General features: G+C 42.0%; 23 protein-coding genes. 15 read left to right on the top strand and 8 right to left on the bottom strand.

Annotation, left to right across the window (positions count from 1 at the left end; all coding sequences use genetic code 11):
• Nucleotides 1–73 precede the first annotated feature (73 nt).
• On the bottom strand, nucleotides 74–1,051 hold the full coding sequence (locus tag EWE74_RS01320) for a FecR family protein (protein ID WP_130139741.1): 978 nt from the start codon (nucleotides 1,049–1,051) through the stop codon (nucleotides 74–76).
• Nucleotides 1,052–1,455: 404 nt separating this feature from the next.
• Between EWE74_RS01320 and EWE74_RS01325 the strand changes: the two genes are divergently transcribed.
• On the top strand, nucleotides 1,456–2,223 hold the full coding sequence (locus EWE74_RS01325) for a DUF3050 domain-containing protein (protein ID WP_130139742.1): 768 nt from the start codon (nucleotides 1,456–1,458) through the stop codon (nucleotides 2,221–2,223).
• 78 nt (nucleotides 2,224–2,301) lie between these two features.
• Here the strand turns inward: EWE74_RS01325 and EWE74_RS01330 are convergent, their stop codons facing one another.
• From EWE74_RS01330 to EWE74_RS01345, 4 genes are all read right to left on the bottom strand, one after another.
• Nucleotides 2,302–4,929: a TonB-dependent siderophore receptor gene (locus tag EWE74_RS01330; RefSeq protein ID WP_130139743.1), complete on the bottom strand. Its 2,628-nt coding sequence runs from the start codon at nucleotides 4,927–4,929 to the stop codon at nucleotides 2,302–2,304.
• Between the two features lie 147 nt (nucleotides 4,930–5,076).
• Nucleotides 5,077–6,015: a FecR family protein gene (locus EWE74_RS01335; RefSeq protein WP_130139744.1), complete on the bottom strand. Its 939-nt coding sequence runs from the start codon at nucleotides 6,013–6,015 to the stop codon at nucleotides 5,077–5,079.
• 65 nt (nucleotides 6,016–6,080) lie between these two features.
• Nucleotides 6,081–6,629 carry an RNA polymerase sigma factor gene (locus tag EWE74_RS01340; RefSeq protein WP_165384619.1) on the bottom strand — a complete coding sequence of 183 codons (549 nt, stop codon included), beginning with the start codon at nucleotides 6,627–6,629 and terminating at the stop codon, nucleotides 6,081–6,083.
• A 258-nt stretch (nucleotides 6,630–6,887) separates the two neighbouring features.
• Nucleotides 6,888–7,955: an endonuclease/exonuclease/phosphatase family protein gene (locus tag EWE74_RS01345; RefSeq protein ID WP_130139746.1), complete on the bottom strand. Its 1,068-nt coding sequence runs from the start codon at nucleotides 7,953–7,955 to the stop codon at nucleotides 6,888–6,890.
• A gap of 206 nt (nucleotides 7,956–8,161) precedes the next feature.
• On the opposite strand from EWE74_RS01345, the gene EWE74_RS01350 reads away from it, so the two are divergent.
• The 13 genes from EWE74_RS01350 to EWE74_RS01410 all read left to right on the top strand — a co-directional run bounded on the left by EWE74_RS01350 (nucleotide 8,162) and on the right by EWE74_RS01410 (nucleotide 24,433).
• Nucleotides 8,162–10,567: a TonB-dependent receptor gene (locus EWE74_RS01350; protein WP_130139747.1), complete on the top strand. Its 2,406-nt coding sequence runs from the start codon at nucleotides 8,162–8,164 to the stop codon at nucleotides 10,565–10,567.
• A gap of 196 nt (nucleotides 10,568–10,763) precedes the next feature.
• On the top strand, nucleotides 10,764–12,248 hold the full coding sequence (gene zwf / locus EWE74_RS01355; RefSeq protein WP_130139748.1) for a glucose-6-phosphate dehydrogenase: 1,485 nt from the start codon (nucleotides 10,764–10,766) through the stop codon (nucleotides 12,246–12,248).
• A gap of 28 nt (nucleotides 12,249–12,276) precedes the next feature.
• Nucleotides 12,277–12,996: a 6-phosphogluconolactonase gene (pgl, locus tag EWE74_RS01360; RefSeq protein ID WP_130139749.1), complete on the top strand. Its 720-nt coding sequence runs from the start codon at nucleotides 12,277–12,279 to the stop codon at nucleotides 12,994–12,996.
• Between the two features lie 146 nt (nucleotides 12,997–13,142).
• Nucleotides 13,143–14,198 (top strand): helix-turn-helix domain-containing protein, encoded by a 1,056-nt coding sequence (locus EWE74_RS01365; protein ID WP_130139750.1) that lies wholly within the window; start codon nucleotides 13,143–13,145, stop codon nucleotides 14,196–14,198.
• Between the two features lie 87 nt (nucleotides 14,199–14,285).
• Nucleotides 14,286–14,921, top strand: coding sequence for a hypothetical protein (locus tag EWE74_RS01370; RefSeq protein ID WP_130139751.1), 636 nt, complete (start codon nucleotides 14,286–14,288; stop codon nucleotides 14,919–14,921).
• A 5-nt stretch (nucleotides 14,922–14,926) separates the two neighbouring features.
• Nucleotides 14,927–15,835 (top strand): hypothetical protein, encoded by a 909-nt coding sequence (locus EWE74_RS01375; RefSeq protein WP_130139752.1) that lies wholly within the window; start codon nucleotides 14,927–14,929, stop codon nucleotides 15,833–15,835.
• Nucleotides 15,836–15,973: 138 nt separating this feature from the next.
• Complete coding sequence (locus tag EWE74_RS01380) at nucleotides 15,974–17,038, top strand: NADH:flavin oxidoreductase/NADH oxidase (RefSeq protein ID WP_130139753.1); 1,065 nt, start codon at nucleotides 15,974–15,976, stop codon at nucleotides 17,036–17,038.
• A 70-nt stretch (nucleotides 17,039–17,108) separates the two neighbouring features.
• Nucleotides 17,109–17,657 carry an RNA polymerase sigma-70 factor gene (locus EWE74_RS01385; protein WP_130139754.1) on the top strand — a complete coding sequence of 183 codons (549 nt, stop codon included), beginning with the start codon at nucleotides 17,109–17,111 and terminating at the stop codon, nucleotides 17,655–17,657.
• Between the two features lie 49 nt (nucleotides 17,658–17,706).
• Nucleotides 17,707–18,372 carry a hypothetical protein gene (locus EWE74_RS01390; protein ID WP_130139755.1) on the top strand — a complete coding sequence of 222 codons (666 nt, stop codon included), beginning with the start codon at nucleotides 17,707–17,709 and terminating at the stop codon, nucleotides 18,370–18,372.
• A gap of 4 nt (nucleotides 18,373–18,376) precedes the next feature.
• Entirely contained in the window at nucleotides 18,377–19,615 is a 1,239-nt protein-coding gene (locus EWE74_RS01395) for a DUF4374 domain-containing protein (protein ID WP_130139756.1), read from the top strand.
• A 192-nt stretch (nucleotides 19,616–19,807) separates the two neighbouring features.
• The gene (locus EWE74_RS01400; protein ID WP_165384620.1) at nucleotides 19,808–22,081 is read left to right on the top strand and encodes a TonB-dependent receptor plug domain-containing protein; all 2,274 of its coding nucleotides are present in this window, start codon (nucleotides 19,808–19,810) and stop codon (nucleotides 22,079–22,081) included.
• A gap of 5 nt (nucleotides 22,082–22,086) precedes the next feature.
• The gene (locus tag EWE74_RS01405; RefSeq protein ID WP_130139758.1) at nucleotides 22,087–23,301 is read left to right on the top strand and encodes a DUF4374 domain-containing protein; all 1,215 of its coding nucleotides are present in this window, start codon (nucleotides 22,087–22,089) and stop codon (nucleotides 23,299–23,301) included.
• Nucleotides 23,302–23,308: 7 nt separating this feature from the next.
• Complete coding sequence (locus EWE74_RS01410) at nucleotides 23,309–24,433, top strand: PepSY-associated TM helix domain-containing protein (protein ID WP_165384621.1); 1,125 nt, start codon at nucleotides 23,309–23,311, stop codon at nucleotides 24,431–24,433.
• 39 nt (nucleotides 24,434–24,472) lie between these two features.
• Here the strand turns inward: EWE74_RS01410 and EWE74_RS01415 are convergent, their stop codons facing one another.
• The 3 genes from EWE74_RS01415 to EWE74_RS01425 form a co-directional block, all read right to left on the bottom strand.
• Nucleotides 24,473–24,712 (bottom strand): DUF1456 family protein, encoded by a 240-nt coding sequence (locus EWE74_RS01415; RefSeq protein WP_130139760.1) that lies wholly within the window; start codon nucleotides 24,710–24,712, stop codon nucleotides 24,473–24,475.
• Between the two features lie 45 nt (nucleotides 24,713–24,757).
• The gene (locus EWE74_RS01420) at nucleotides 24,758–24,979 is read right to left on the bottom strand and encodes a hypothetical protein (RefSeq protein ID WP_130139761.1); all 222 of its coding nucleotides are present in this window, start codon (nucleotides 24,977–24,979) and stop codon (nucleotides 24,758–24,760) included.
• Nucleotides 24,980–25,120: 141 nt separating this feature from the next.
• Nucleotides 25,121–25,750: an NAD(P)H-dependent oxidoreductase gene (locus EWE74_RS01425; RefSeq protein WP_130139762.1), complete on the bottom strand. Its 630-nt coding sequence runs from the start codon at nucleotides 25,748–25,750 to the stop codon at nucleotides 25,121–25,123.
• A 110-nt stretch (nucleotides 25,751–25,860) separates the two neighbouring features.
• On the opposite strand from EWE74_RS01425, the gene EWE74_RS01430 reads away from it, so the two are divergent.
• A complete protein-coding gene (locus EWE74_RS01430) occupies nucleotides 25,861–26,262 on the top strand; it encodes a winged helix-turn-helix transcriptional regulator (protein WP_130139763.1) in 402 nt (133 codons plus the stop codon).
• The last annotated feature ends 108 nt before the right edge of the window (nucleotides 26,263–26,370 follow it).

Consider the following 26,370-nt stretch of genomic DNA (forward strand, 5'->3'; position numbering starts at 1 on the left):
GTGTTTCTTTGTTAGCGTTGTTAATGTTTCATTTTTTTTAACAGAGTTTGATAATTTTTATGGAACGGCTTGATTAGCGAAGCCGTATGTTTATTTTTTCCTGTGATTGTTGGATGGTGAAGTTGTAATGAAGGCTTAGGATATCGAGTACCTTATAGACATTATCCTCTTTGAAGCTTCCGGTAAACGAGCCTAGATGAGAAGAATCTCCGATAATTTCGATAGTTACCCCGTAACGCTTTTCTAATTTTTTCATTACTTCTTGTAAGTTAGACGAGCGAAGAACGAGTTCTCCTCGAGTCCATGCTGTTTCAAATTCCGTATTGGTTTGTTTAGCGGAGAGCTTGTGTTTTTCTTTGTCGTATATGACCTTATGATAAGGCGTCATTACGGTTGAAAGTGGTTCTTTTCCTTTTGTTCTGAGCCGAACACTGCCCTCCAATAACGTGGTCTCTATTGTGTTTAGATCGTCGTAGGCATTTACATTGAATTTTGTGCCTAGCACTTCGATCTCTATGGATTCTGTCTGCACCAGAAAAGGTTTATGCTCGTCTTTGGCGACTTCAAGATAAGCTTCTCCTTTTATGGTTACTTCTCGAGTTGTACGGCCGAAATCCGGCGCATAGGAGAGGGTGGAGGCAGCATTTAGGAAAACCTTTGATCCGTCAGGTAATACTATTTCTGCTTTTTCTCCACTTTTAACTTCAACAAGCATGGAACTGTTGTGCAAGAAGATATCTTGGTTATTAATTTTCAACAAGTAATAGCCAGCAAAAAGGAATAGGATGAAAATAGCTGCTATCTTCGCAAGCTGTATGAAAATTGGTCGGATTCGCTTTTCCTTTCTTATGCCTAATTTACCCGCCAATGCTTCAAAATTTCCCGGAGGCGTTGAACCGTTATTTTCATAGGTGTCCCAAAGTACAGATAATACGTCTTCTATTTGCTTATCAGATGCGTCTTTTAACATCTCTTTAAGCAATTTATACTCATCGTTGTTGATCGTTGAATGTGTATACTTTTGTAAAAGTGTCTCTAGATCTTGACCCATGCCTATGTTATTTATGTAGGAATTTCTATTCCTGTTTCTAGTTAATACGTAAATACATTTGAAGTCTACTATAAGAATTTTTATTTTTTTTGACTGTTGAAATTTTATTACACAATTTGCTTTTTAATCTGACAGGTAGCAATGCAGCATCGGGCTTGCAATACCATCAGGATTAACCTGACGGCGTAATGGTGGATGGTCGCTTGTTTTTTATAGCAACGGCAGAAGATAAGGCGAAAGCAATAATAACTGTCCGGTTTATCGGTATGATTTTGATCTAGGTTCTGCTGAAATCTAATTTTTTTAGGTCTTTATAGGATAAGCCTTTGTAATGTTTGCATCATAATTTTGTTCTGCCGTAGGGAGAGCTTTCGCGATAGGAAACCAGGATGTATTTTTGCAAAATGGATAAAACGCAGGAGATTACTCAGTATATACTAGAAGAGCAAGCGGTATTATTACAGCATCCGCTGTATAACAAAATAAATAATATGGTGCGGTTGCGCGAGTTTACGCAAGGGCACGTATATGCCGTGTGGGATTTTATGTCGTTGTTAAAAGCTCTACAGGCACAGCTTACTTGTGTGCAAACGCCTTGGTATCCGAGTGATCACACCAACACGCGCTATCTGATCAATGAAATTGTGTTAGCAGAGGAATCTGATGAGTGGTTGGATGGACGCCGCTTAAGCCATTACGAAATGTACCTTGACGCTATGCAGCACATCGGTGCAGACACAACGGACATCCAGTCTTTTGTACAGCGTGTACAGGCTGGAACCGAAATCGGTATGGCAATCGATACACTGACAGTAGATAACCGGGTGAAGGATTTCCTTCGATTTACCTTTGACACTATCGCGAATGGAAAAGTACATGAGATCGCTTCCGCGTTTACCTTCGGACGGGAAGATTTAATCCCAGATATGTTCACGTCTATATTACGTGAGTTGCAGCAGCAGTTTCCTGAAGTAGATATGAAGCCATTGGCATATTATTTCCAACGGCATATCGAATTAGATGGCGATGAGCACGGACCGCTAGCCATGGAAATGATACGCGAGCTCGGTGGAGATGACGAATCCAAATGGGAAGAAATGAGGGAGGTAGCAAAGAATGCATTGCGCAAGCGTATCGCATTATGGGATGCCATTTCAGATGGATTGGCATAGAATAAATTTAAAAATTACTAATCGCGCGTACATAAATGTGTACGCGCGATTTTATTTTAAAGCTTAATGCGATACCGATTAAAACCGATAGGTTATACTAGCCAGAAAATTTCCAGGACGTTGCGGACGCGCATAATACCCGTCGCTTACCCAGTATTGTACATCCAGAAGATTGTTGCCTTTTATGCTTAATCGGAATTTTGGATGGTTGTAATATAAGGTAGCATCCAGCAGATGATAGCCATCTAAGATAAATTGGTTGGAGGCATCGAGAAAGGCGTCTGACACATACGTATATCCACCTCCGATGCCTAAACCTTTTAAACTGCCGGTTAGAAGAGCGTAAGTAGCCCACGCATTCACGACATGTTCGGGGGTGCCTAGGGCGCGTTTACCCTCGACGTTTGCGTTAGCTTTTCTAAATTTATTATGGTTATAGGCGTAGCTGGTCAGTATATTGAATCCCGGCAACGGATTACTCATCAGCTCGGCTTCAAAGCCTTGGCTTTTTTGCTCACCCTCTTGAAAGTAAAAGTTCATATTATCCACGACACGATTCATAACACTATTCGATACCTGTATATCGTAATAGGTCAGGGTGGCGTTTAATATTTTTCCGAAAGCGATCTTTGTACCGGCTTCTAATTGATTGGCACGCTGTGCTTTGAATACGGATATGCTTTGATCGGGCTGTATTTGGTTGCCTATATTCTTGAATCCATTCATGTAGTTTCCGAAAAAGGACAGCCTTTCCGGGAGCAATTCATAAGAGAAACCTAGTCTGGGTGATAAAGTGTTCTGTGTGTATGAGCCTGTGGTTGCTCTGCTCAACGTGTTATAGGTACCGTCGTTGATGAAACGGTCAAAACGGAGACCAAGGGATAGATGCAACCTATCGGCAATCGAAATGACGTCGGCTATATAGGCTCCGAGTGTTTTCTGTGTAGTTTGGTTATAGCCTGTATTGCGTTGCGACAAGATATGCTGAACGTCTTCGATCCGGATAACAGGGGCTTCTGAAAGCTGGTTAAGGTCTACGGATTCAAAAACCTTTTGCCCGTAACCTAAGCCGTCGTAGCGTGTATAGCGATGATTTTGGACCCAATCTAGGCCGATAACGGCTATGTTAAGTAGTGAACCTATACGAAAATTACCTTTGAAATTCTGTTGAAGATTATGTCGTGCGGTTTGCTCATCGCTGAATGCCCGCAGAATCCGATCGACAGAATCTCGCGTGCGCCAGATCAAATCGAAGATGTAGAGGTCGTCATAGGCGCCGTTCCCCCAAGCATATTTTGTCTCTGAAGCCCAATTGTCGGATATTTTGTAGTTGGCTTGAAAGAGAACGTTACCCGATTGTTGTTGGCTTGTCAAAGAGTTGTCGTTGAGGGATTCTTTATAGGATAGGTTTAGATCGTTAAAACTCCTTTCCGCTAGCGTACCGGATATAAACCATCCGGCGGGTGTAATACCTTTCTGGCTGGAATAGTCTGCATCGAGTGACAGTGCTAAGCGGTCGTTTACATGGTAATGGAGGCTCGGTGCGATAAGCATGGAATTGTTGCCACCTTGGTATTGAAATGAATTTTCCTGTTGACGTGCTATGTTTACACGGAACAGCACGTCTTTTTCCTTACCTAATGGGGTGTTGAGGTCAGCGGTAATCCGATTGAAATTCCAGCTACCCGTACTGTAGGCAACCTCGCCGCCGAAGGTTTCATATGGTTTTTTTGTAATATAGTTGATGATACCGCCGAAAGAGGTCATCTGCGCTCCAAAGAAGGTGGAATTCGGACCCTTGATCGCTTCTACTCGCTCCACATTTGCCAGGTCAATACCGGTACGCAGATAGGTGGCCATCCCGTTTCTAAAATTCTCTGAGGTCTGAAAACCACGGGAAAAGAAAGCAGGCATGCCGGCTCCGGTTTTGGAGGGAGCTGCACCCGGGACATTGCGGAAAGCTTCGTCTAAGGTTATGGCGGATTGTTCTTTAATCAATTCTTTATCGATAACGCTATATACTTGTGGGTTTTCCAAGTAAGGTAATGCGATACGTGCGACGTCTTCGCTCTGTTTTTTTGAGCTTATTTCGTATTTGTTTCCAACAACGAGTACCTCAGAAAGATGATGCGAGGTATAAGACAGTATGAAATGCTGTTTGTTTTCTCCTTCTTTCAGATTTACCCTATGGGTCTGCAAATCTGTCCCGAGCAATTTTACTTCTAAAAGATGTTGTCCTGGTGTAGCTCCTTCAATAGCGTAATAGCCCTGTGCATTCGCCATCGTTGACTGCCCATCGCGTATCCGCACCGTTGTATGGGGTGCTGGTAAGCCATCCTGTGTAGTGATATAACCTCGAAGGGAGGCGGATTGTTGTGCGCCTGACCGTATACTGATTTGACGACCGTCGACCCGGTAGTTCGCGGGCGTAAGTTGTAATACTTCGGCTAAAACTTCTTCTAAAGGCTTGTCCACGATCCGAACGTCGATTTTTCGTTGAGGATCGAACTGCGTGGATAGATAGGAAAAATGGATACCCAGACGTTGCTCCAATGCTTGGATAAGGTCTTCAATTGTACTATTGCTAAGATTTAACGTAACTCGTTCTTTTAGGACATCGGTTTGGCTGTATGCCAGCAATGGGCATTGCAATGAAAAAATGAGTATAAAAAGAATAATGCTGATATGTTTTGTTGTGGTTTGCATATTTTTGTATAAAGTTAATAGCTAATAAAGTTGTTAATCATGTTTCCGGCACAACGTTTGGCGATGGGGTGCCGGATTCTTATCTTTTAATAACCGCGCGATAGGCGGATCATGGTTTGAAATAGATGAACGGTTTGAGGTCATGTGTTATGGAAATATATATATGTTTTGTTCTTCGATACGATAACGTAATTGGAGACTGTAGCATAAACTTTCGATAACCTGTTTTAAACTGGGGTTGTCAAAGCGTGAACGAAAGTTGGCTTGTTGACGGTCCTTTGAAGATTCTATGTGTATTGCTACGCCGAACCATCGTTCTATTTTACGACATACTTCAGGAAGCGATTCTTGATCAAAAACAAGAATATTCGACGACCATGGGGCAATTTGTGTCGTCGCTATACGTGTTTTCTCACGGGCATTTATTTTATCGAAAGATATAGACTCACCTTTTGTGAGAACCTGGGCCGCTGTCTTGTTCTTAGGTGAACACGCGACCTTTCCAGAGCGTACGTCAACTCGTGTGTGGCTATGGTGAGGATACGATCTGACCGCGAAAGAAGTGCCTAAAACGCGAACTTTCCCGTAGGCCGTTTTTACATAGAAGGGATGAAGACTGTCTGGCGCAACGTCAAACAATGCTTCTCCTTCCAAGACGACAATGCGCTGTTTGTCGGATATACTATACCAAATGCGGCTTTCGCTATTCAGCTGAACTTGGCTGCCATCGGGAAGTTTAGCTGTCAATTTTTGGCCAGGACCGACCTCCAGTGTCTGTAGGTTTATCCGGCCTGTATCCTCTACGGATTGTTGAAGGAATAGGGATAGAAAAGGAACGATGAGCAAAATAGCAGCGGCCGGCCATATCCATACCTGACGGTTTTTAGATCGCCGCGGTACGGGAGCTACGGCCTCCCAAAGACGGGATGCGAGCGCAGCTTTATTGATATCCTCCGAAAAAGCTGGAATTGGTTCTTCCGGATTCTCCAATTCTAACCATTTCTCAACTTGTATCCGTTCTGCTTCGCTACATGTGCCTTTTGCATATTCCCGAAGCAGTTCGGGCGTGATATCATTTTCTTCCATATCGTGACTGTTACCTTTATTTGCTTAGTATAGACACGTGCCGGAAGAAAAACCCTAATGGAAATTTAAAAATATATGGTGCTTTTTTTGATCTCTTCTCTCATCATTTTATGCGCTCGCTGTAAATGGTATTCCACGGTCTTTATACTCAGTCCCATTTCGGTGGCTAAGTCCTCATTTGTGAGATGTTTTTCGTACTTTCTAATATAAATTTCCTGCGAACGTGGTGGAAGTAGGGCGACGAGTTGCTGATATTTACTTTCGACACTTCTCAATGGTGGTGTATCGACAAATGGAGTAGCCTGTTCGACTAATTGTGTGGCTATCTTTTCATGTTGCCTCTTAATGTCCTTTGCTCGAAAATGATTAATAATGTGGTTTTTGGTTGTACGGACAATGTAATTTTCGAATGTCTTATGAATAATAATGGATTTTCTTTTTTCCCAAATACGTTGAAAGACTTCCTGGCTAATGTCTTCTGCATCGGAGTGGCTTAACGTATATTTATAAGACATATTGTACACTGTTTGCCAGTGGGCGTGAAAGAGCGTAGCAAATGCATTCGTGTCTCCTTGCGTCAATTTTTTTAGAAGATTCTTTTCTTTCTCTGACATAAAAATCCGTGGTCTCGAGCAGCGTAGTAATATATACGCGCAAAAGTACATTTTATTTAGAATCTTTCCAAATAGCTGTATTGATATGGTGTAGTTTTCCCATCAGTGTTTTTTATGTCTTCGTCAGCAAGTTGTTTTTGGTGCGAAGGATAACGTCAGCAGTCCATATAATGGCAGAAAGTGGCTGTCTCGGAGATCATCTACTTACAAAACTTTTATTACGCCACATAAGTGTATGACTTTTTATTCCCATGGCGTCTAACGGTTTTCGCTTTCTTCTGCTTTTCCGTCAGCAATAAGTTCGTCAACCTCCTGCATTTCTCCGTTTTCGAGATGCTTTACTTCTTCTTCCTGATCGTCTGATTCGAGGTCAATGTGGAAAGTGCAGCCTATTGGAAAGTGATCGGAACCGACGGATGGATAAATAAATAGCTTATCTATTATTATCGTTGTACTGTGAAATAATAAGTCTAACGGAACCCGAAAAAACCAGTATTTGGCATGAAAGGTTGATAGTATGCCCCTTCCAATACGTGCGTCGATAAGTTCACTGGTTTTCTTAAACAAAATCGAGGATCTTGCCCATGCGACATTATTGAAATCGCCCGTGACCACAACGGGTAATGCATAGTCTCTCACTTTTTTCGCTACTGCTAGCAAATCGCCGTCCCTTTCTTTGGAATTATCTTCCTCCGTTGGGCTTGGTGGGGGTGGGTGTACTGCAAAGAAAATAAATCGATGGCCATCGTTTGTTTCGAGTTCAGCTTCTATACTGGGTACGTCGTCCGCAACGAAATAATGGGTCTGTATATTGTGAACCTTTAATTTCGTGTAAAGATGCATCCCATAGGTATTCTCCAAAGGCACCTTCTTTTGATAGGGATAGTCCTTTTCTAGGGGCTGCAATGCTTTTTCCCAATCAGCGTTACTCTCCATCGTAACAAAAATGTCTGGCTGCTCCTTCTCGATCAGTTCGATAAAGCGATGGTATTCGCTGTTGAATTGATAGATGTTGCAGGAAATGATGTTTATTTTATCGGAACTAGATGATGTTTTGGAAGGCTTTTGTTTTTTCCAGAATTTGGTGTACCGCATTAAGATGTAGATATGGTAGACAATCAGTATGAACTGGACGGTTTGAACTATCCAAAGCCAGATACTATCCTCTACATATATCATCGTTATGCCGAAGGCAATAATTTGTAGGATAACGAGCTGTATTTTGATAAATTCGGCTACGCGGAATAACCAATGCTGATGTTGGATAAACGGCAATACACTTAAAAGAATGAAGATTGTAGAGATAACAGCGAGTGTCGTAACCATAGTGAATGTCTTGAATTGCCTCGAAAGATAATTAAAAGTAATAACTTCCCAAGTGTAAATTCATTCATTGTCGTATTTTTTTAGCTTTCATATAATGATCCAAATTGCTTTTTATATACGAAATTTGATATTGATTTGTTTGTTGTCTAGAATAAGTCTAAATTAGCAAAATTTTTAATTGTTCTAAATAATTATTCTGATTTATTATGCGAAAAATCTTAATTGCTGTATGTGTTCTTGCCCATACGCTATTGTATGCTCAACAAAAAGTAAAAATATACGGGAAAATTCTATCTGCGGATAGCCAACCTGCTGCTGGTATCACGGTCAATATAAATGGTCTGGGAAAATCCTCCTATACCGATGCAAAGGGAAATTATACGTTCAACGATATCGATACGGGAAGATATATGCTTGCGATATCTGCGGTAGGCATAAAGCCATTATCCCGTGAAATCTATATTCGCCCAGGTGGTCGATTGCAAATTCCGACAATTTACTTAACGGAAAATCGTGCCTCTTTGGAGGAAATCAATATTTATGGGATACGGAATACGTATACGCGGAAAACTAGTCCCTATGTGGCCAAGATGCCTTTACGCAATCTAGAGAATCCACAGTCGTACGCTGTTATTACGAAGGAGCTGTTGCAGAGCCAGGTAAATACAAGTTTTGACGATGCCTTGGCGAATGTTTCTGGTGTGGACCAGCTGTGGGGTGCGACCGGTCGCCCGGGAGATGGATCGTCTTATTATACATTACGTGGATTTACAACGCAAGCAGCAATGGTCAATGGTGTAGTGAACATAGCGAGCGCAAGTCCTGATCCAATAAATCTGGAAACAATTGAGGTGATTAAGGGACCCTCCGGTTCATTGTATGGCGGGACGGCTATCGGCTTTGGTGGTTTGATCAATAATGTGACGAAAAAGCCTTTGGATACACTTGGTGGACGTGTAAATTATATTTTTGGATCTTTTGACCAACATCGGGTAACGGCAGATGTATACGGTCCGCTTTCGAAGGATCATAAATGGTTAGGACGTGTAAATACAGCCTTTACCAGCACGGGTACTTTTCAGGATGCCGGATTTAAACGCTCTTTCTTTATTGCTCCGTCTTTGCTTTATCGGGCTAATGAGCGTTTGGATATTCAGCTTGATGCTGAAATTTACCAAAGTAAAGCGACCAACCCCTTGATGGTATTTCTAAATAGAAGTCGCGACCTTTTTGCACGTACACCATCCGAGCTGCAATTTGATTTCGATAAATCGTATACGCATAACGATGTGACATTTAAGAATCCGGTCGCCAATATTCGTGGAAACGTAAACTATCGTCTGGATGACCGCTGGACATCCAATACGACGGTCAGTTTCAATCAACGGAAATCTGATGGTTATTTCCAATATGTGATGTACCTGGAACCAGGCAACGATACGTTGATCAGCCGTTATGCCGGAGATCAGGATTATGTGGCGAAAGTCTTCAATGCACAGCAGAATTTTGTGGGGGATTACCGGATCGGAACAATGCGTAACCGTACGTTGATCGGTATTGATTATCTCTTCCAGCAGGCGGTAACACACAACTCGCCCTACGTTTTGGTAGATAAAATAAATACGTCCTATGATGATCCGGACTACTACAAATTCAATGCGGCATTCATCGATCAAGCTATCGCTGCCTCCAATGGTGCTGAAACAAATAACCGTAGCCGGAACGGCGTGTTGGGAGGTTATGTGTCCAATGTGTTGGATGTGACACCTGCTCTTCATGTCCATCTCGCACTACGTGTGGATTACTTTGATAACAAAGGAACGTATAATTTTGATGCGGACACAACGACAGGTGGATATAGTCAGACTGCTTTCTCGCCACGGGCAGGGATCGTGTACGAGCTTATGAAAGATCGGATATCGTTCTTCGGTAATTATCAGAATGGATTCAAAAATGTGGCACCGATAGTACAACCTTTACCGGATGTCTCGGGTGATTTCAAACCACAGCAAGCCGAACAATGGGAAGCGGGGGTGAAGTTTAATTTATTTAATGACCGGGTTGGATTGACAGCAAGTTATTATGATATTTCGGTCAGCAATATTACCAGACCGGAGTCCATTGAACGTGATGGCGAGTTCTATAATATTACGGTACAGGATGGAACACGTTTGAGCCGTGGGTTTGAATTTGATCTGACAGCTGCTCCGATGGAAGGTTTGGACGTTATTTTGAGCTATAGCAACAACAGCAGCAAGCTGACGAAAGCAGATGCAAACGTTAATGATCTGCGTCCAACGGAGGCCGGTCCAAAGAACTTATTTAATTTCTGGGCGAATTATACAATTAGGCGAGGGCTATTGCATGGTGTAGGTATTGGAGCGGGGGTTAACCACGCTGGGAAAAACCTGATTACGAACAGTCTACCTACAGGCGCATTTACTGTTCCGGCTTATACCTTGGTTAATGCGAGTGTATCTTATCGTTATAAAAATTACGAGCTGGCTGTGAAAGCGAATAATCTGACGGACGAAACGTATTTCAAGGGATGGTCTACAGTCAATCCCATGATGTCCCGAAACGTGCTTGGAAGTATAGCATATAGCTTTTAATATTGGTCAAATATGGGTAAAAAAAAGAATTTTTGCATAATAGCATACAAGTTTCAATATATTTGGACTTCCATATTTAACTAATTTAAAAAAATGATTAAATACAATTTTGGAATCGCAGACAACGATTTCGCTGTAGCTAGATTGGATTTAGGTTTTTTCATGCCCACTGGGACTAAATTTTAGCGACCGTAAGATGACACACGACAGAACAACAGCACCAACATCCATTGTGGTATTTGGTGGAACAGGTGATCTCGCGAAAAGGAAATTGTTCCCGGCTTTTTTTAATTTATTCATTGATGAATGGATGCCTGTGCATTTCCAAATCATTGCTTTGGGTAGAAAACCGTTCGATCAAGAGGGATTTCGGGCATATGTCCTGGAAAATTTAAAGGAGTTTTCACGCAATAAGCAGTTCACGGAAGAACAGTGGACGAGTTTTAGCGAAAAAATTACCTTTTTAAATTTTGATATCACGGATGAAAATTCATTCCTTCATCTGAACGAAAAACTGACTGCATTCGATGTAACTTGCGACAACCGCGCAAACCGTCTTTTTTATCTATCGGTAGCGCCTAATTTTATCGATTCCGTATCGTCTAGCTTAAAGAAGGCTGGTATGGCCGACGAAGTCAAAAAAGACCGCATTATCATCGAAAAGCCTTTCGGTTATGACAAGGCTTCTGCAGTTGCCCTGAATCAACTATTAAATCAAAATTTTCAAGAAGAACAGATTTATCGCATTGACCATTACCTGGGCAAGGAAACCGTACAGAATATTCTGGCTTTTCGCTTTGCAAATACGGTTTTTGAACCGCTGTGGAGCAATCGGCATATTGAATCAGTTCAGATAACCGTGGCTGAACAGGTGGGGGTGGAAGATCGGGGCGGATATTACGACCATTCCGGTGCACTGCGTGATATGATTCAAAACCATCTCTTACAGATTCTCTGTATGGTTGCTATGGACGCTCCAGTTGAATTTGAGTCTTCTTTAGTTCGGGATAAAAAGGCGGAAATACTAAAAACCGTACGCCGGATCAAACCGGAAGATATCAATCATTACACTGTTCGTGCACAATATACAGATGGTGAAATAAATGGAAAGGCAAAAAAGGCTTACAGACAGGAACCAGGAGTAGATTCTAATTCGAATACGGAGACATTTGTAGCCATGAAGTTTTATATTGATAATCCGAGGTGGCAAGGGGTACCTTTCTATATGCGTACCGGCAAAAGTATGGCACAGAAGAAATCCTGTGTGATTGTAAACTTTAAGGAAGTGCCAAACAAAACATTTGTAAATGGTACGGATAGGTTACAACGGAATCAATTGACGATCAATATCCAACCTGAAATGGATATTCGCTTATCGTTTATGGCGAAAAAGCCCGGCCTGGATATGACGTTAAACCCTGTTGAAATGGTGTTTGATTATTTTGAGAGTGCGCCAGATAGCCCGGAAGCATACGAAACCTTGCTGATAGATGCGCTCGATGGAGACTCGACGTTGTTTATGCGATCGGATCAGGTAGAGGAAGCTTGGGATATTATCGCTACGATTCAGGAAGAATGGGAAAACGGAACGTATTCGCCGATGCACACTTACCCTGCGGGAAGCTGGGGGCCAGAAGCAGCTGATGAATTGTTGAGCAGACAAGGACATCGTTGGTTATAAACAATAATGGAAGTTTAAAGGAGGAATAATGGTAAAACAGTTTAAAAGTAAAGCACAAATTTTTGAAACAGCGGCACAGCTGTTTGTCGACGCGGCAAAAAAAAATATAGATGAAAAGGGATTTTTTTCTGTGGCATTGACTGGAGGTTCTTCTCCCGTTGATTTGCATAAATTATTAGCTACCGAAGCCTATAAATCACAGGTGGATTGGAATAAGGTGTTCGTGTTTTGGGGCGACGAAAGATGGGTGCCGCTCGACGACAATTTGAGTAATGCAAAGATGTCTTACGAAACGCTGCTTAATCACGTTCCTATTCCAGGATCCAACATTTTTCCGATGTATAAAGTAGGTGTAGATGCAGCAGATTATGCGCAGACTTACGAGCAAATCTTACGGGAGAAATTAGGAGATAGTGCACGGCTCGATTTTATTTTTTTGGGAATGGGAGATGATGGACATACGGCATCGTTGTTTCCAGGTACGGAAGTACTCCATGAAAAAGATAAATGGGTGGATGCCTATTTTTTGGTGCCACAGGATATGTATCGGATTACGCTGACGGCTCCGTTTATCAATAAGGCGGACCAAATCGTAGTGATTGCCTTTGGAGAGAAAAAGGCCAAGGCCTTACGGGAGGTTTTGCAGGGAGAGAGCAATCCGGAATTGTATCCATCTCAACTTTTAAAACCGGCTACGGGAAGCCTCGTTTTTCTAGTGGATGACGAAGCGGCTCAGCTCTTGACATGAATAGACTAGCTTTAGCGCTTGTCATTTTATTTATAATTCAACGCTCGAGGTGTGTAACCTCGGGCGTTTTTATTGTGGTCCGTCTGGATACAGATGGCTAAATATCTCACGCGAACCGCTTATCTTTAACAGATTATAAAACACGTATGGTATACAAAGTTTTAATGTATGGATTGTGTGGTGGTAGTTTATGGCTGCTATCTTTTCTATTGTTTTTCAACCTGCCGAAAGTCAACAAAAAGGCTAATCTGTTTCTCGGAATCTGTAGTTTTTTTCTGGCAAGTGTGTTTATTCAATTTTTGCTAGAGGTGCTTAATCTGCATGGGAATGGGATGCTGTTATCGTTTTTGGAATGCGGCAGATGGGCAATATTACCTGGTTTTTTTGTCGCTATAAATCTGTATATCTCTCCGGATCAGTCGCCTTACAAATATTTTCTTCACTTTATTCCGACTTTATTACTTATCCCGTTGCTTCCAGGTGGCTATGTATTACCTGATTTCTTGGTCTACGCGATACGTTATTTTTTGTATATTCAGCTCTTCGTCTATGGTATTTGGACGTATGTACTGTTACGCAAACATCGTGCATTACTGAAAAAAATTTCCGCTGACTTCCATGGTGTGGATCTGCAATGGGTACTTAATATCTGGTGGGGGATACTCCTGTTGGGTGTTTTATCGCTGGTTGTCCGTTTTGTACCTGTGCTATCGCCAATGGTAGATGGGTTGTATCTGCTAGGTATCCTGTTTTTTAGTTATTATGCATTATCGCAGACGGCAATTTATCAGCTCATAGATAAGCAGGTACCCGTTATAAAGGAAGCGGTAATGTGTAAGGACAAGGAGCGGCTGACAGCAGAACAGGTGGGATTTTTTAGGGAAAGACTGCTTAACGTAATGGATAATGATAAACCTTATTTGGACCCCACATTAACGTTGCCACTATTGGCCGATAAAATTGGATTGTCTGTTCATGAGCTTTCGTATGTACTGAACACTGGTGTCGACCTAAATTTCTACCAGTTCATAAATGCCTACCGTATTCGTCATGCACAACAGTTGCTGGCAGAAAATACACGAAACAATTATACTATTCAGGAAATCTTTATTCGGTCAGGATTTAATTCTAAAACTACCTTTTATATGGCCTTTAAACAGGTAGTTGGCATGACGCCAAAGCAGTATCTGCAACAACAATAATAATTTTATAGTACAGATTTATCCAGACGGAGGCTTGTAAATAGCGAGTTGCTTATCCTTGTCTCATACACTAAAACAAGGATAAATATGACAAAGAATCAAAAACAACTTTGGGTAATCGTGGCTCTTATAGGGCTATGTGGATGGCAGGTCGCGATAGGTAATCGAAATCCGTCGGTTGCTCCTTCTGCAAAGCAAACCTCGTTACAGCAATTTGAAGGCTTTTACCGCTTTCCGAATAGAGTAGCCTACATCCAATTTGAAGTGAAAGGTAATGAACTGCAAGCTCGACAGGTATGGGATGACCGACGCTACCAATTAAAAAGGACGGGCGAGTTGACCTTTGAGTCACTGGAAGAGCAGTATAAATTGGCATTTGATGCTGCAGAACCTACTGTTGTGAAAATTCTGGATCGTGTGGATTTGACGAAGGTCGATTTCGATCCTACACAAAGAAAATCGCTAACATCTGCATTGGCAAATCAATATATAGGGAAATATTATTTCGAACGGGACAATACCCACGTTATCAATGTCGTTTGGGATGGCGAGCGTCTCGTATTGGTTCAAGATTGGGATGGTAAGCGTATACCGTTGGAATGTGTTACAGACCAAGAGTTTGTAAATCGAGAGGCCGCTATGCCGGTAACCTTCTACGAAGGGAAAGGTAAAGGGGTAACGATGCAGTGTTTTGAGGATGATCGTTGGTTTAAAGAAAAATAGAGATCATGAAAACTATACAATTTTTAGTAATGTCGTTTTTTCTGCCCGTCCTCTTGATGGCGCAATCGGTTTCTGATCCGCGCTTTGAGGTTCGGCTGGAACATACGCTATTTCCGGGAAAGGATGGTCCGCTGATCTTCTTCGATCAGCACCATTACAATGCTTTTTCGCTTTCCGGACAATATAAAGGCTTTGCTGATGTGGCGAAGGCAGAAGGATATCGACTTGAAGATCATAAAACGGTTATTAGTGCAGAAAATTTAGCGAAGGCTAACGTATTCGTAACGGTGAATGCGTTAAGCCATCCTTCTGACTGGGATCTTCCCAATGCATCTATTTATAGTGAAGAGGAAATTGAAACTCTTTATCGCTGGGTACACGACGATGGCGGCGGTCTGTTCATTATTACAGATGAGATGCCGAGTGCCGGTGCGGTAGGAAGTTTGGCAGAACGATTTGGTTTTAATGTTATCAATGGTGTCACTCACCGTATGGATGGACAAGCGGAGTTGTTCAATAGGGAGATAGGAAATTTACTTCCTTCGGCCGTTACCGATAGGGAAGGACGTAAGATCAACCAGGTGCGATGTTGGGTTGGGAGTGGTTTTATTCCTCCACAAGAAGCGGAAGTTTTTTCGATATTGGGTGATGCGTATCGCCTATATTTGCCTTCAAAGACGAAGGATATGGAGCACACTATCCAGCCCGATATCCCTTATATATCGGGTGTAAATCTTGCGAATGGAGCCCTATTGAAATGTGGCAATGGCCGCGTATGTATCTTTGCTGATGCTTCTCCTTTTACGGCGTTATTAAAAGGTATAAATAGTGAAAAACGAGGAATGAATCATATGGATGCGCAAGATCATGTAGGGTTGTTACGCAATATATTGGAATGGTTAAGCCAGCCATAGGTAGGAATAGATTGCCTCCTGATATACGGAAGTTGTTTTATGACTTGTTGTCCACATTCCTGCTTGATAAAGAATGCCTTTGTCAGTAACTTCGGACATTAATAAAACAACAGAATTTATTGTTTAGATAATAACAGCATGTCCAAATTATTCAGTCCGATAGTTATAAAAGGAGTTACGTTAAAAAACAGAATCATCGTTTCACCGATGTGTCAATATTCCGCCGTGGATGGCTTTGCTAGCGATTGGCATTTGGTGCACCTCGGTAGTTTTGCTGTAGGTGGCGCCGCGTTGATTTTGGTGGAAGCAACCGGTGTCTCGCCCGAAGCTAGGATATCATCTTCCGATTTGGGACTGTGGAAAGACGAGCAGATAGAAAAGCTGGCACAAATTAATGCTTTTGTCAAGCAGCAAGGTGCTGTTCCCGGTATTCAGTTGGCGCATGCAGGGCGAAAAGCCAGCACGATGGTTCCGTGGAAGGGACGTGATGAAGTGAAACCGGAAGACGGCGGTTGGCAGACTGTCGCTCCCACAGCAATTCCCTACGCGGATAATTACCCCAAACCTCTTGCTTTGGATATGGAGGGGATTCAAAAAGTGGTCTACGATTTCAAAACTGCTACCGAAAGGGCGGTAAAAGCAGGATTCGATGTTATCGAAATTCATGCTTCACACGGGTATCTACTTCATCAATTTCTATCACCCTTGAGTAACCAACGTAGGGATTCGTATGGTGGTAGTTTCGAAAACAGAATTCGTTTATTACTGGAGGTGCTGGATGGAGTGCAGTCGGTGTTGCCCCGAGAGAAGCCTTTGTTTGTACGTATTCCGGGTTCGGATTGGGCGGAAGGTGGATGGACGCCTGATGATGCCGCTGCACTCGCACAAATCTTAAAAAATAAAGGGGTAGACGTGATGGACGTGACCAGTGGCGGTGTGGTAAGCCATCAAAAAATAGTAGTTGGACCGGCTTATCAAACACCTTTTGCCGCAAAAATAAAACGGGAAACCGGTGCATTGACCTCCACGGCGGGATTGATCACCAATGCTGTACAGGCGGAATCAATTTTGGTTAATGAGGAAGCGGATTTAATTATGATAGCCCGTGAGTTTTTAAGGGATCCACATTTTCCACTGAGAGCTGCTCACGAATTAAAAGTAAAAATAGACTGGCCGGTGCAATATGAACGGGCACAGTGGTAAATAAGCTATTACTATTGTTTAGATTAATTATAAATAGTTATATTTGCCGCAACACGCTGAAACTATCGAAATGCTTGAAATAGCCGAATCACCGTCGTTGACCATCAACGAAACAACTTTTACCGAGATATACAACAATTACTGGGAAAAGGTTTTTACCATATGTTACAAACACACCGACGATTTAGAGGTTGCGAAAGAACTTGTGCAAGATATTTTCAAATCCTTATGGGAACGACGCCATAGTTTAGAGATCAATACTTCCTATGAACGTTATCTTTTACGTTCTGCTAAGTTGAAAGTCTTCGAACATATTCGGAATAAACAGCTACGGGCTCAGCATTTAAAATGTGTGGCAGAGTATACCCAAACACATTCGAATATTACGGAGGATACGGTTATGCAGCGCTCTTTATCAGAAACGTTAGAAAAGCTTGTCGAACGCTTACCACTACATTGCAGAAGAATCTTTCAAATGAAGCATCAGAAAGGAATGACAAACCGGGAAATTGCTGGTCAATTAACGATTTCGGAGCGAACGGTAGAATACCATATGGCAAATGCACTGAAACTGCTCAAGACAAAATTGGACAGAAACTACAACGCTGACCTATCTTAATTTCAATATTTATTTTTGTATTTTTGTAGAAACTATCATTCTTGAGTATATGAATGTTTCCAAAGAACTTATTGCAAAATATCACCAAGGGCTTTGTTCTGATGAAGAAAGAGCATTGGTTGAAGCTTGGCTCAACTCGGATAGTGAAGAAGAGTTATCTACAACTTTGGAAATAGAACAAAAAAAAGTAATAAAAGCGGAGATTTGGTCTTCCGTAAAAACAAATACCATTGCTCAATCGGAAAAAAAATCACTTCCGCGGATAAATAAAGTTCGATTCCGTTCAATATACCGGGGAGCTGCGGCAATCTTGGCTGTTAGTTTTTTATGTGTTTGGTTACTACGAGACGGTCGTATATTGCAAGAAGAAAAAATAAGCAGGAAAGCGGTTTTATCAGGCAAAATAAAGGATGATGTAAATTTGGTCTTAGGTGAAGATAGCAAAGCCAGTTTCATTAATAACCTGGAACGTATTAACTTTTGTGGTACCGTAAAAGTAACGGTTAATAAAACGATGAAACTTGTATTCTCCGCTACACACGCGGATGATAAAATAGAGCATCGGAAAGAGTTGGTGGTCAACGCGGGAGAAACCTATTTTGCTTTAGAGCTTAGCGAAAATGAAGACAGGGAGATCATTGTAAAGAGTGAACGAGAGCTGAGTGAATTACCCCCGATACTGCAGAATTCCTTACGAGCACAGTTTGGAATTTAAGGATATGAAAGAAAAGGGTATGTCCAAATATAATGTGAGCATTATCGTTTTTTTTTCTATGCTGTATGGCTTGATGTCGCTGACTTCGTGCCAATCTCCTCAAAATACAGGAAAGCCGGCGTATAGCATGTTTTTTATGACAACCGATGAACGGCAATTTATTTGGCAGACCGATCAGGTGGACTCCGGTATAATCGACCCAACTAAACAGGGCGTAATCCTTGACCGCCCGGCCAGAATCTGGTACTATATGTTGGTGCAGAATGGTTTCTATTACTTTGTGGATTCCAAAACGGAATACCTTATTAAGGGTAAAATAACGGATAACCAGTTCTTGCGGCTGGACTCTGTGTATCTCGAGGGCTTTAGTTATCCCGATAATGCGTGCTTTCTAGATGATAACCAGCTGTTGATTGTGAACCATAGCGTTGGCCGTAAAAAGAAAAGCTATGCCAAGATCGATGTGCGTGATATGCAGGTACATATAGGTGAGTTGGCGATAGAAGCACCTCAAGGGGTGTTTGATAACATGTCGGTTGGGTTTGTATACAGGAGGGAGTCCCAACTCTGGATGGGATATACCTATCATTACACGAATTCGAAAATGGGATATGGTTCCGCCGATACGGTATACGTAGCTAGATTCTCTTACCCAGATATGAAACTTCTTAGTGTCGATAAAGATGCACGTTCCACTTATCCGGGAAATGTAAATACAGCACAGCAGAATACCTTCGAAGATGAAGACGGAAATTTTTATTTTATGAGTGCTCCGGGAATTGTCCGGGGAGCAAATCCGAAACAACCAACGGCGATATACCGGATCAAGAAAGGAGAGAACCACTTGGATAGTGCCTATTTTTATAATATATCAGACTCTCCAATACAGAACCATGCATACGGGATGTGGTACTTGGGAGATAATAAAGCGCTTGTCCGTAGTGAACGTAAAGACTTATTCAACGATTATAAAGAACATTATTTGCTTCCGCATATTGAATTTTATGAAATCGATCTTTTGGATCGTGCTCATGTAAGCAAGCTAGACCTGCCTTTAGATCGAGGATCTTCGAGAACCTGTGTCCTCCTCGAGGATGAAATCGCTTATATTACGATCAATGATGGTGAAGGTAATAACGATGTTTGGTTATATCGAAGCAAAGAACAAACACTGGAGAAAGGGCTACATATAGCGGGGGAAATAGATTATATCTTCCGAATAGACCGCCTGTACGGTGAGTGACGCTTCTTATTTAAAATAAATCTAAAAAAAGCAATAACGCATTGCGGAAAGCGAATAGTTGTGCTACTATGGTACTGTATCAAGTAAATAACCATGGTCGTATTTGTATTGAATAATTGTTTACGAATTAAGTTAACTTTCCTTTTTTTTCTTATTGCTATCAGTGGTCAGGCGCAGCAAAACTATAGCATAATGGCACGTGTTGTGGACAACAATAACACCCCTCTAGAGGCTGTAACCGTTAAAATTGTTGGGACGCCGAAGTCTGCTACTACTGATTCCAACGGTTTATTTCGTCTTTCCGTTACGCATGCCGGAAGCTTCACGATAGAATTGACAAATGTAGGATTTATAGCACAGAAGCAATCTATTTTGGCGCAGTCTGCCGATAAGGTTGATATCGAGAATATTATCCTGCAACGTGATGCCAGACAAATGGAAGTAGTGGAAGTTGATGGTCGTTCGGAAACCCGGCAACTAAAGGAGCAGGGTTTCGCCGTGAATGCCATTGACACGCGTAAACTGGCGAATACAACGGCTGATCTCAATGAGGTGTTGAATCGCTCGACGGGTGTCAAAGTAAGGCAACAGGGCGGTATGGGATCTGATTTCGAGTTTTCCGTCAACGGACTTTCGGGTAGTGCTGTTAAATTTTTTATCGATGGTGTACCGTTAGATATCATGGGAAGTGCGATGGCACTCAACAATATACCGGTAAATCTGGCTGATCGTATAGAAGTGTACAAGGGGGTGGCACCCATCGAGCTGGGATCCGATGCATTGGGAGGTGCCGTTAATATTGTAACCAATAAATCTGTTTCCAATTATTTGGATTTTAGCCATAGCTATGGTTCTTTTCAAAGCAACCAATCGGCATTGAACACCCAGTATGTACATCAACCGACGGGCATCGTATTTAAGGCTAGTGGTTTTTTCAACTATTCCAAAAATAATTACATGATGCACGATGTAGAGACCGTGGAGGATAATGCATTTGTGTTACGGGATGTGCCACGTTTTAACGACAGGTATCGGTCGGCAATGGGACGTTTTGAGGTAGGTTTGGTTAATAAATCGTGGGCAGATGCATTTTTCATCGGCATTGGTTATACCGATTTTGATAAACAGGTGCAAACGGGCGTAAGACAATCTATTGTTTATGGACATGTTACGCGTGACGGTAACGCGAAAGCGCTGAACCTGCGCTATAGTAAAACAGGACTATTGCAGGATAAGCTTGACCTGAGCTTATTTGCAAACTATGCGAAAGACTATAGTGTGGTAGCTGATACAGTTCTACGAAGTTATCGCTGGGACGGCTCGTATATGGAAGGGAATTCAGAAACGGGAAGTTTTGGACTCTCGACCGTCGACCGGCCTCGCATCTTTACACGGGCTAATGTCAACTATCGTCTGTTTGAAAACCACAAGTTGAGTTTGAACTATACCTTGGATCAAATTGAAAACAATGCTTACAACGCTTATTACATGGACGAAGACGAAATGCCCGGTAAGCTGGGGAAACATATCGTTGGCTTGGGCTATCAGCACGAATTGTTTGGGCGGTGGACAAATACCTTTATGGCAAAATACTATGGATTAGCCACAGAGAAAAAGCAATACGATTATGCTGTACAAGGTATGGTGAATGTATCGGATTATAATGGCTACTATGGCTATGGTATAGCTTCCGTCTATAAATTGATGTCTGGTGCTGGCATTAAAGCTTCGTACGAAAACACTTATCGGCTACAAGATGTCAATGAAATGTTCGGCGACGGATTTCAGATTTTCAACAATCTGGAGCTGAAGCCTGAAGCAAGCCAGAACGTGAATCTAGGATTGTTTTACGGCCTGCAATCGGGTAAACACGATTGGTTTGTAGAGGCGCTGGGAACTTATCGTAACGTAAAGGATTTTATCTCACCGAATCAATATGCCAACAACATGATACAATATCAAAACTTGACCAACAGCTTGGTGCGGGGTGTCGAGGGCGAAGTACGATATGTCTATGGGAACTGGTTATCAGCCGTGGTTAATCTTACATACCAGCAAGCGATAGACAATACGAAATATCAGAAAAATAACCCTGATAATGGTATTTCTAGCACATACAAAAGTGAAATCCCCAATCGTCCCTGGCTATTTGGAAATTTTGATCTGGGCCTTTCCAAGAATTCATTTCTACATCAAGACGATCGCCTGCAATTTAACCTAATGACGCATTTTACACAGTGGTATTACCGTTCTTGGGCAAATATTTCTACACAAAATTCAACTGAGATTATACCGCGACAATTAATCCACAGTGCTATTGTATCGTACGCGACACAAGGTGGTAGGTATAATGTTTCTTTCGAATGTCGAAACCTGACAAACGAATTGGCATTTGACAACTTTCGTTTACAACGGCCGGGTCGTGCCTTTTATGTTAAACTTCGTTACGCATTACTTCAAAAATAATTTATATGAATATGAAAATGTATACTAAATTTTTAGCGCTTGCTTTGGTATTGAGTATAGGTGTAACTTCTTGTAAAAAAGAGAATAATGATGCTATACCGATAGATGAAGACGCCGCATTTGCGCTGTGGATTCAGGTAGGAAGCTGGCCAAACACCAATTATTACGTCTTGAACGTGGAAGACTTGACACAGGGAGCTGCCAAACTCCAGGGGAACGGTATCGATGTGACGACGAAATTGAATAACTCGGTAATTACAAAAGATGGCTTTTATTATTTCTACAATTCCGCCGAAGGAAGATTTGGAAAATACACGCTGGAAAATGGAGCCGTTAAGGTTGTCAAGGAAGTGCCGTTATCGCATTTGGCGTCCCTAGCGGGCCACACTTGGGTAAATAACAATACCTTAGTAATGATTGGGAATAATGCCTCCGGAAACGGAGTGAATGCCGTAGTTGTCAACACGGATGATCTATCGCTCACGACCGGTGCTATTAGTGGCCTTCCGGAATTAGTCACTAACTATACTAAATATCTTGTTGGTGGAGATATCCAGTATAAGGACGGGAAATTGTTTTTCTCGGTGAATATGCAGAATACATCCAACTATCAAGTGTACCCGCGCTTGTATACTATGGCTGTCAGCTATCCTGCCTTATCGGTTACCAAGATATCTACAGACGATCGCTCGGTAGGTGTAGGCAATACTTCAGGATATTTCGCCACGTCCTTTGTGGATGGCAATGGCGATATGTATTTCATGACGAGCTGGAATTTGGTGTGGAACGATAATGGAACGCGTGCGCCTAAAGGAATTTACCGAATCAAGAAAGGCGAAGATGAACTGGATAAAAGTTATTATATAAATGTGTTGCAGGAAACGGGCAAAGAGGCCGCAGCAGGAACGTTTATGGATTTGGGCAATGGAAAGGCTATTTTGAAGTTGCAGGAAACTGAAGGATATGAAAATGAGAAGTACGGTTATACGATTATTGATCTCGAAACCGGAAAAGAAGTTCGTAAATTAACGGAAATCACTTCTGGGGAATCCGGAGAACGAAATATCTATGTGGAAAATGGTAAAGCCTATATCGCCGTGTTAACCGGAGAAGGGACGGACTACATTTGGGTATACGACTCTGCGACAGATAAAGTAAGTAAAGGCCTGAGCATACAGGGCGGCTACAATTCATTTTCCCGCATTGATAAATTGAAATAAAATAGCCTTGAATAAAAAAAAGAATAAGGCTTGGTGGCGGGTTGCAAACGACTGGTTCCACTTGTGGATCGGTATCGTATCGGGGATTCCAGTGGTGCTCATCAGTCTGACGGGCTGTCTTTTGGTGTTTCAAAAGGAAATCACGGAACTATCCCGCCCCTGGTGGAATGTAGAAAATCTGGGGGAGGAGAATCTTCTTCCCCCTTCTGAAATACGCCGACGAGTTGGACAACAACTACCGGATATGGATATCCGCAGAATTTGGTACTATGGTGACGATGCACCGGTAAAAATTACACCCGATAATTCGGACTCCTTGATTTACGCTAACCCGTATTCGGGAAAGGTACTTGCGCTTATCGATCATGAAGATTTTTTTCATGAAATAGATGAGGGACATCGTAATCTGTGGCTATCTCCGGAGATAGGCAGACCGGTAGTATCGTGGGCAACGCTGATTTTTGGCTGTCTATTATTGACCGGTGTTGTGCTTTGGTGGCCGAAGAAATGGAATAAGCGCCAGATGAAGCAGGCATTCACTATTCATTGGAAAGGAAAATGGAAGCGGATCAATTATGACCTCCATAATGTACTGGGATTCTATTCACTTTTATTGGGTCTACTGATGGCGTTCACCGGTTTAGTGATGGGGTTTATGGTGGTTCGGGAAACGGTATTTTCGATTTTAGGAGGAGAGAAGGGGGGAAATTCGCCTACATATGTTATAGAAGAATGGGCAAACGATATCCCGACTGATATTGAAGAAAAGGTAGATGCTGCTTGGTATAAAACGACGCGGGAGATAGGGAAATACAACCCATTGGAGATCAGTATCCACTTTCCTAAAGATACCGATAAGGCTATATATGCATGTACCGATATGCATAACGGAACTTGGCGTGTACTCTTTTTTGATCGAGAGAATTTATCGTTATTATCTACTTCGGATGTGCCTATGGACGAGGAGGATGCTGCAAACTGGTTTATGCGCGCAAACTATGGTTTACATACCGGATACATCGGAGGACTACTTACCAAGTGGCTCTATTTTTTTGCTAGTCTCATTTGCGCTTCTTTGCCCATAACAGGCTTCTATGTCTGGTTAGGTAAAAAGAAAAAGAAGAAAAAATGAATTCGAAAGGTATTCGACAAGACGTATTTCGAGATAAATCTAAGTTTTCGAGCGCGGGTCAGGTCTGGGGCCGCGCTTATAAATAATCAGACCGTTAAGGAAATTTCGCAATATCTGATCACCACAAGGCTTAAAATTCGGGTGGTCTTCTTTGCGAAATATTGCACCCAGCTCCGTTTTGGTCACCTTGAAATCTACCAGAGATAATACTTCGATAATATCGTCGTCTGTAAATTTTAAAGCCACACGGAGCTTTTTCATGATATCATTGTTGCTCATGGCGTAAATGTAATGAAAACTACGCAAAAAATGTTATTCCCATTATTATTCTTCTTCGTCGGGAGGTGTATTCCCCGCTGCGTTACCCGCAAGATCACCACCCACTTTGTCGCGTTTATCAGATCGCTCAGTTTCTTTGATATCGTTCTTATCAACCTGCTCCGTAGAATCCTCTTGAGGAAAGCCGCTATAATTCGCTTCTTCATTTTCCGCAACGCCTCGTTCGCGGTCTGTTTGCGATCTTTCTTTGTTATCGTTCGTATTCATATCGTCTTTTTTAATACTATCCATAGAACAACTGATATACGGTATAGTTTCGGGTTTTAGAATTTGTAAGCCGCTTTTGTACTATAAGCATTCCCGAACCGCATAGTGGTTGGGTAAATGCTTTTGCAATAATGGCCTATTTTAACCTATTTGTGGAGCAAATTCTTCAACCGGTAACCGAACTTTTTTAAGGGGTGCTAGCCAATCTTGTTCTTCGTCGCGATAACCTAACGACAATAGCACCACACTCCGCAGACCTTTTTCGGTCAAACCGAGAATACGATCTACCTGTGCTGAATCAAAACCTTCCATCGGTGTGGAATCCACTTGTTCGGCAGCTGCGGCAATTAAAGCTGTGCCGAGTCCGATATAGGCTTGACGGGAAGTCCACTGAAAGTTTTCCTCGGCTGTACGCGGCAGCAAGAAGCTTTCCAGTTTATTCTTGAAATCGACAAGTTGCTCTACAGGTACCGAACGTATAGCGGCGGTGCGTGTCATAAAGTCATCAATAATGCCTTGATCAATATTGGTGTATGCTGCGAATACGAGTAAATGTGATGCATCTGTAATCTGGGTATTAAAAGAACCCGCTCCCAATTCGGCACGCAGGTCTTTATCTTTGATAACGATGACTCGATAGGGTTGTATGCCTACAGAAGATGCACTGAGGTTAGTCGCTTCTAATATGCGACGGATTTTGTCGTCCGCTACGGTAGCTTCTTTGTATTTCTTCACGGCATAACGCCATGATAACGCGTCTTGTAATTCCATCTGTAATTTTAATTTTTATAAAACCTATGCAAATATCCGATGATTTGGTGTAAATTTGTAACCAAGGGACAAAAAGTAATAGTGACATTCGAGTAACTAAGTGACATTTTATGGAAAACAAAATAAAGAGTGTACCCTGTGAAGGACAGGAATATTCAAATTGCGACAAACACATTGCCGCGGTACACGATACGATGGATGTGTTGAACGGTAAATGGAAGATTACTATTATCTCGTTACTGGGTTTTGGCAAACGACGCTATTCAGAGATACTAAAAGAGGTAAAGGGGATTTCTGGAAAAATGCTCAGTAGGGAATTGAAAGATATGGAAATGAACTTATTGGTAAAACGAACGGTAATCTCCGAGCAGCCAATATCGGTTGTCTATGAACTCACCGACTATTGTGTAGAGTTGCTTCCGGTTATTCACAGTCTGGCGGCGTGGGGAACGCGACACCGACAGTGTATTGTGGAACAATTTAAACAGGAGCGGGAAGGTGTGCCTGCATAGTGTATCTTATCTTCAATAACTGGAACTATTGCATATAAAAGAAATTTATCTAAGTTTGTAAATATGCGGCAAAATCATTTTAGCACGCATATATTGACTAATGGAATA

The sequence above is a fragment of the Sphingobacterium corticibacterium genome (assembly GCF_004208525.1).
Classification (GTDB): Bacteria; Bacteroidota; Bacteroidia; order Sphingobacteriales; family Sphingobacteriaceae; genus Sphingobacterium; species Sphingobacterium corticibacterium.

What these genes read in the sequence shown, in the direction of transcription:
- EWE74_RS01320 (WP_130139741.1), bottom strand. Translation starts at nt 1,051, where the DNA reads ATGGGTCAAGATCTAGAGACACTTTTACAAAAGTATACACATTCAACG.
- EWE74_RS01325 (WP_130139742.1), top strand. Translation starts at nt 1,456, where the DNA reads ATGGATAAAACGCAGGAGATTACTCAGTATATACTAGAAGAGCAAGCG.
- EWE74_RS01330 (WP_130139743.1), bottom strand. Translation starts at nt 4,929, where the DNA reads ATGCAAACCACAACAAAACATATCAGCATTATTCTTTTTATACTCATT.
- EWE74_RS01335 (WP_130139744.1), bottom strand. Translation starts at nt 6,015, where the DNA reads ATGGAAGAAAATGATATCACGCCCGAACTGCTTCGGGAATATGCAAAA.
- EWE74_RS01340 (WP_165384619.1), bottom strand. Translation starts at nt 6,629, where the DNA reads ATGTCAGAGAAAGAAAAGAATCTTCTAAAAAAATTGACGCAAGGAGAC.
- EWE74_RS01345 (WP_130139746.1), bottom strand. Translation starts at nt 7,955, where the DNA reads ATGGTTACGACACTCGCTGTTATCTCTACAATCTTCATTCTTTTAAGT.
- EWE74_RS01350 (WP_130139747.1), top strand. Translation starts at nt 8,162, where the DNA reads ATGCGAAAAATCTTAATTGCTGTATGTGTTCTTGCCCATACGCTATTG.
- zwf (WP_130139748.1), top strand. Translation starts at nt 10,764, where the DNA reads ATGACACACGACAGAACAACAGCACCAACATCCATTGTGGTATTTGGT.
- pgl (WP_130139749.1), top strand. Translation starts at nt 12,277, where the DNA reads ATGGTAAAACAGTTTAAAAGTAAAGCACAAATTTTTGAAACAGCGGCA.
- EWE74_RS01365 (WP_130139750.1), top strand. Translation starts at nt 13,143, where the DNA reads ATGGTATACAAAGTTTTAATGTATGGATTGTGTGGTGGTAGTTTATGG.
- EWE74_RS01370 (WP_130139751.1), top strand. Translation starts at nt 14,286, where the DNA reads ATGACAAAGAATCAAAAACAACTTTGGGTAATCGTGGCTCTTATAGGG.
- EWE74_RS01375 (WP_130139752.1), top strand. Translation starts at nt 14,927, where the DNA reads ATGAAAACTATACAATTTTTAGTAATGTCGTTTTTTCTGCCCGTCCTC.
- EWE74_RS01380 (WP_130139753.1), top strand. Translation starts at nt 15,974, where the DNA reads ATGTCCAAATTATTCAGTCCGATAGTTATAAAAGGAGTTACGTTAAAA.
- EWE74_RS01385 (WP_130139754.1), top strand. Translation starts at nt 17,109, where the DNA reads ATGCTTGAAATAGCCGAATCACCGTCGTTGACCATCAACGAAACAACT.
- EWE74_RS01390 (WP_130139755.1), top strand. Translation starts at nt 17,707, where the DNA reads ATGAATGTTTCCAAAGAACTTATTGCAAAATATCACCAAGGGCTTTGT.
- EWE74_RS01395 (WP_130139756.1), top strand. Translation starts at nt 18,377, where the DNA reads ATGAAAGAAAAGGGTATGTCCAAATATAATGTGAGCATTATCGTTTTT.
- EWE74_RS01400 (WP_165384620.1), top strand. Translation starts at nt 19,808, where the DNA reads ATGGCACGTGTTGTGGACAACAATAACACCCCTCTAGAGGCTGTAACC.
- EWE74_RS01405 (WP_130139758.1), top strand. Translation starts at nt 22,087, where the DNA reads ATGAATATGAAAATGTATACTAAATTTTTAGCGCTTGCTTTGGTATTG.
- EWE74_RS01415 (WP_130139760.1), bottom strand. Translation starts at nt 24,712, where the DNA reads ATGAGCAACAATGATATCATGAAAAAGCTCCGTGTGGCTTTAAAATTT.
- EWE74_RS01420 (WP_130139761.1), bottom strand. Translation starts at nt 24,979, where the DNA reads ATGAATACGAACGATAACAAAGAAAGATCGCAAACAGACCGCGAACGA.
- EWE74_RS01425 (WP_130139762.1), bottom strand. Translation starts at nt 25,750, where the DNA reads ATGGAATTACAAGACGCGTTATCATGGCGTTATGCCGTGAAGAAATAC.
- EWE74_RS01430 (WP_130139763.1), top strand. Translation starts at nt 25,861, where the DNA reads ATGGAAAACAAAATAAAGAGTGTACCCTGTGAAGGACAGGAATATTCA.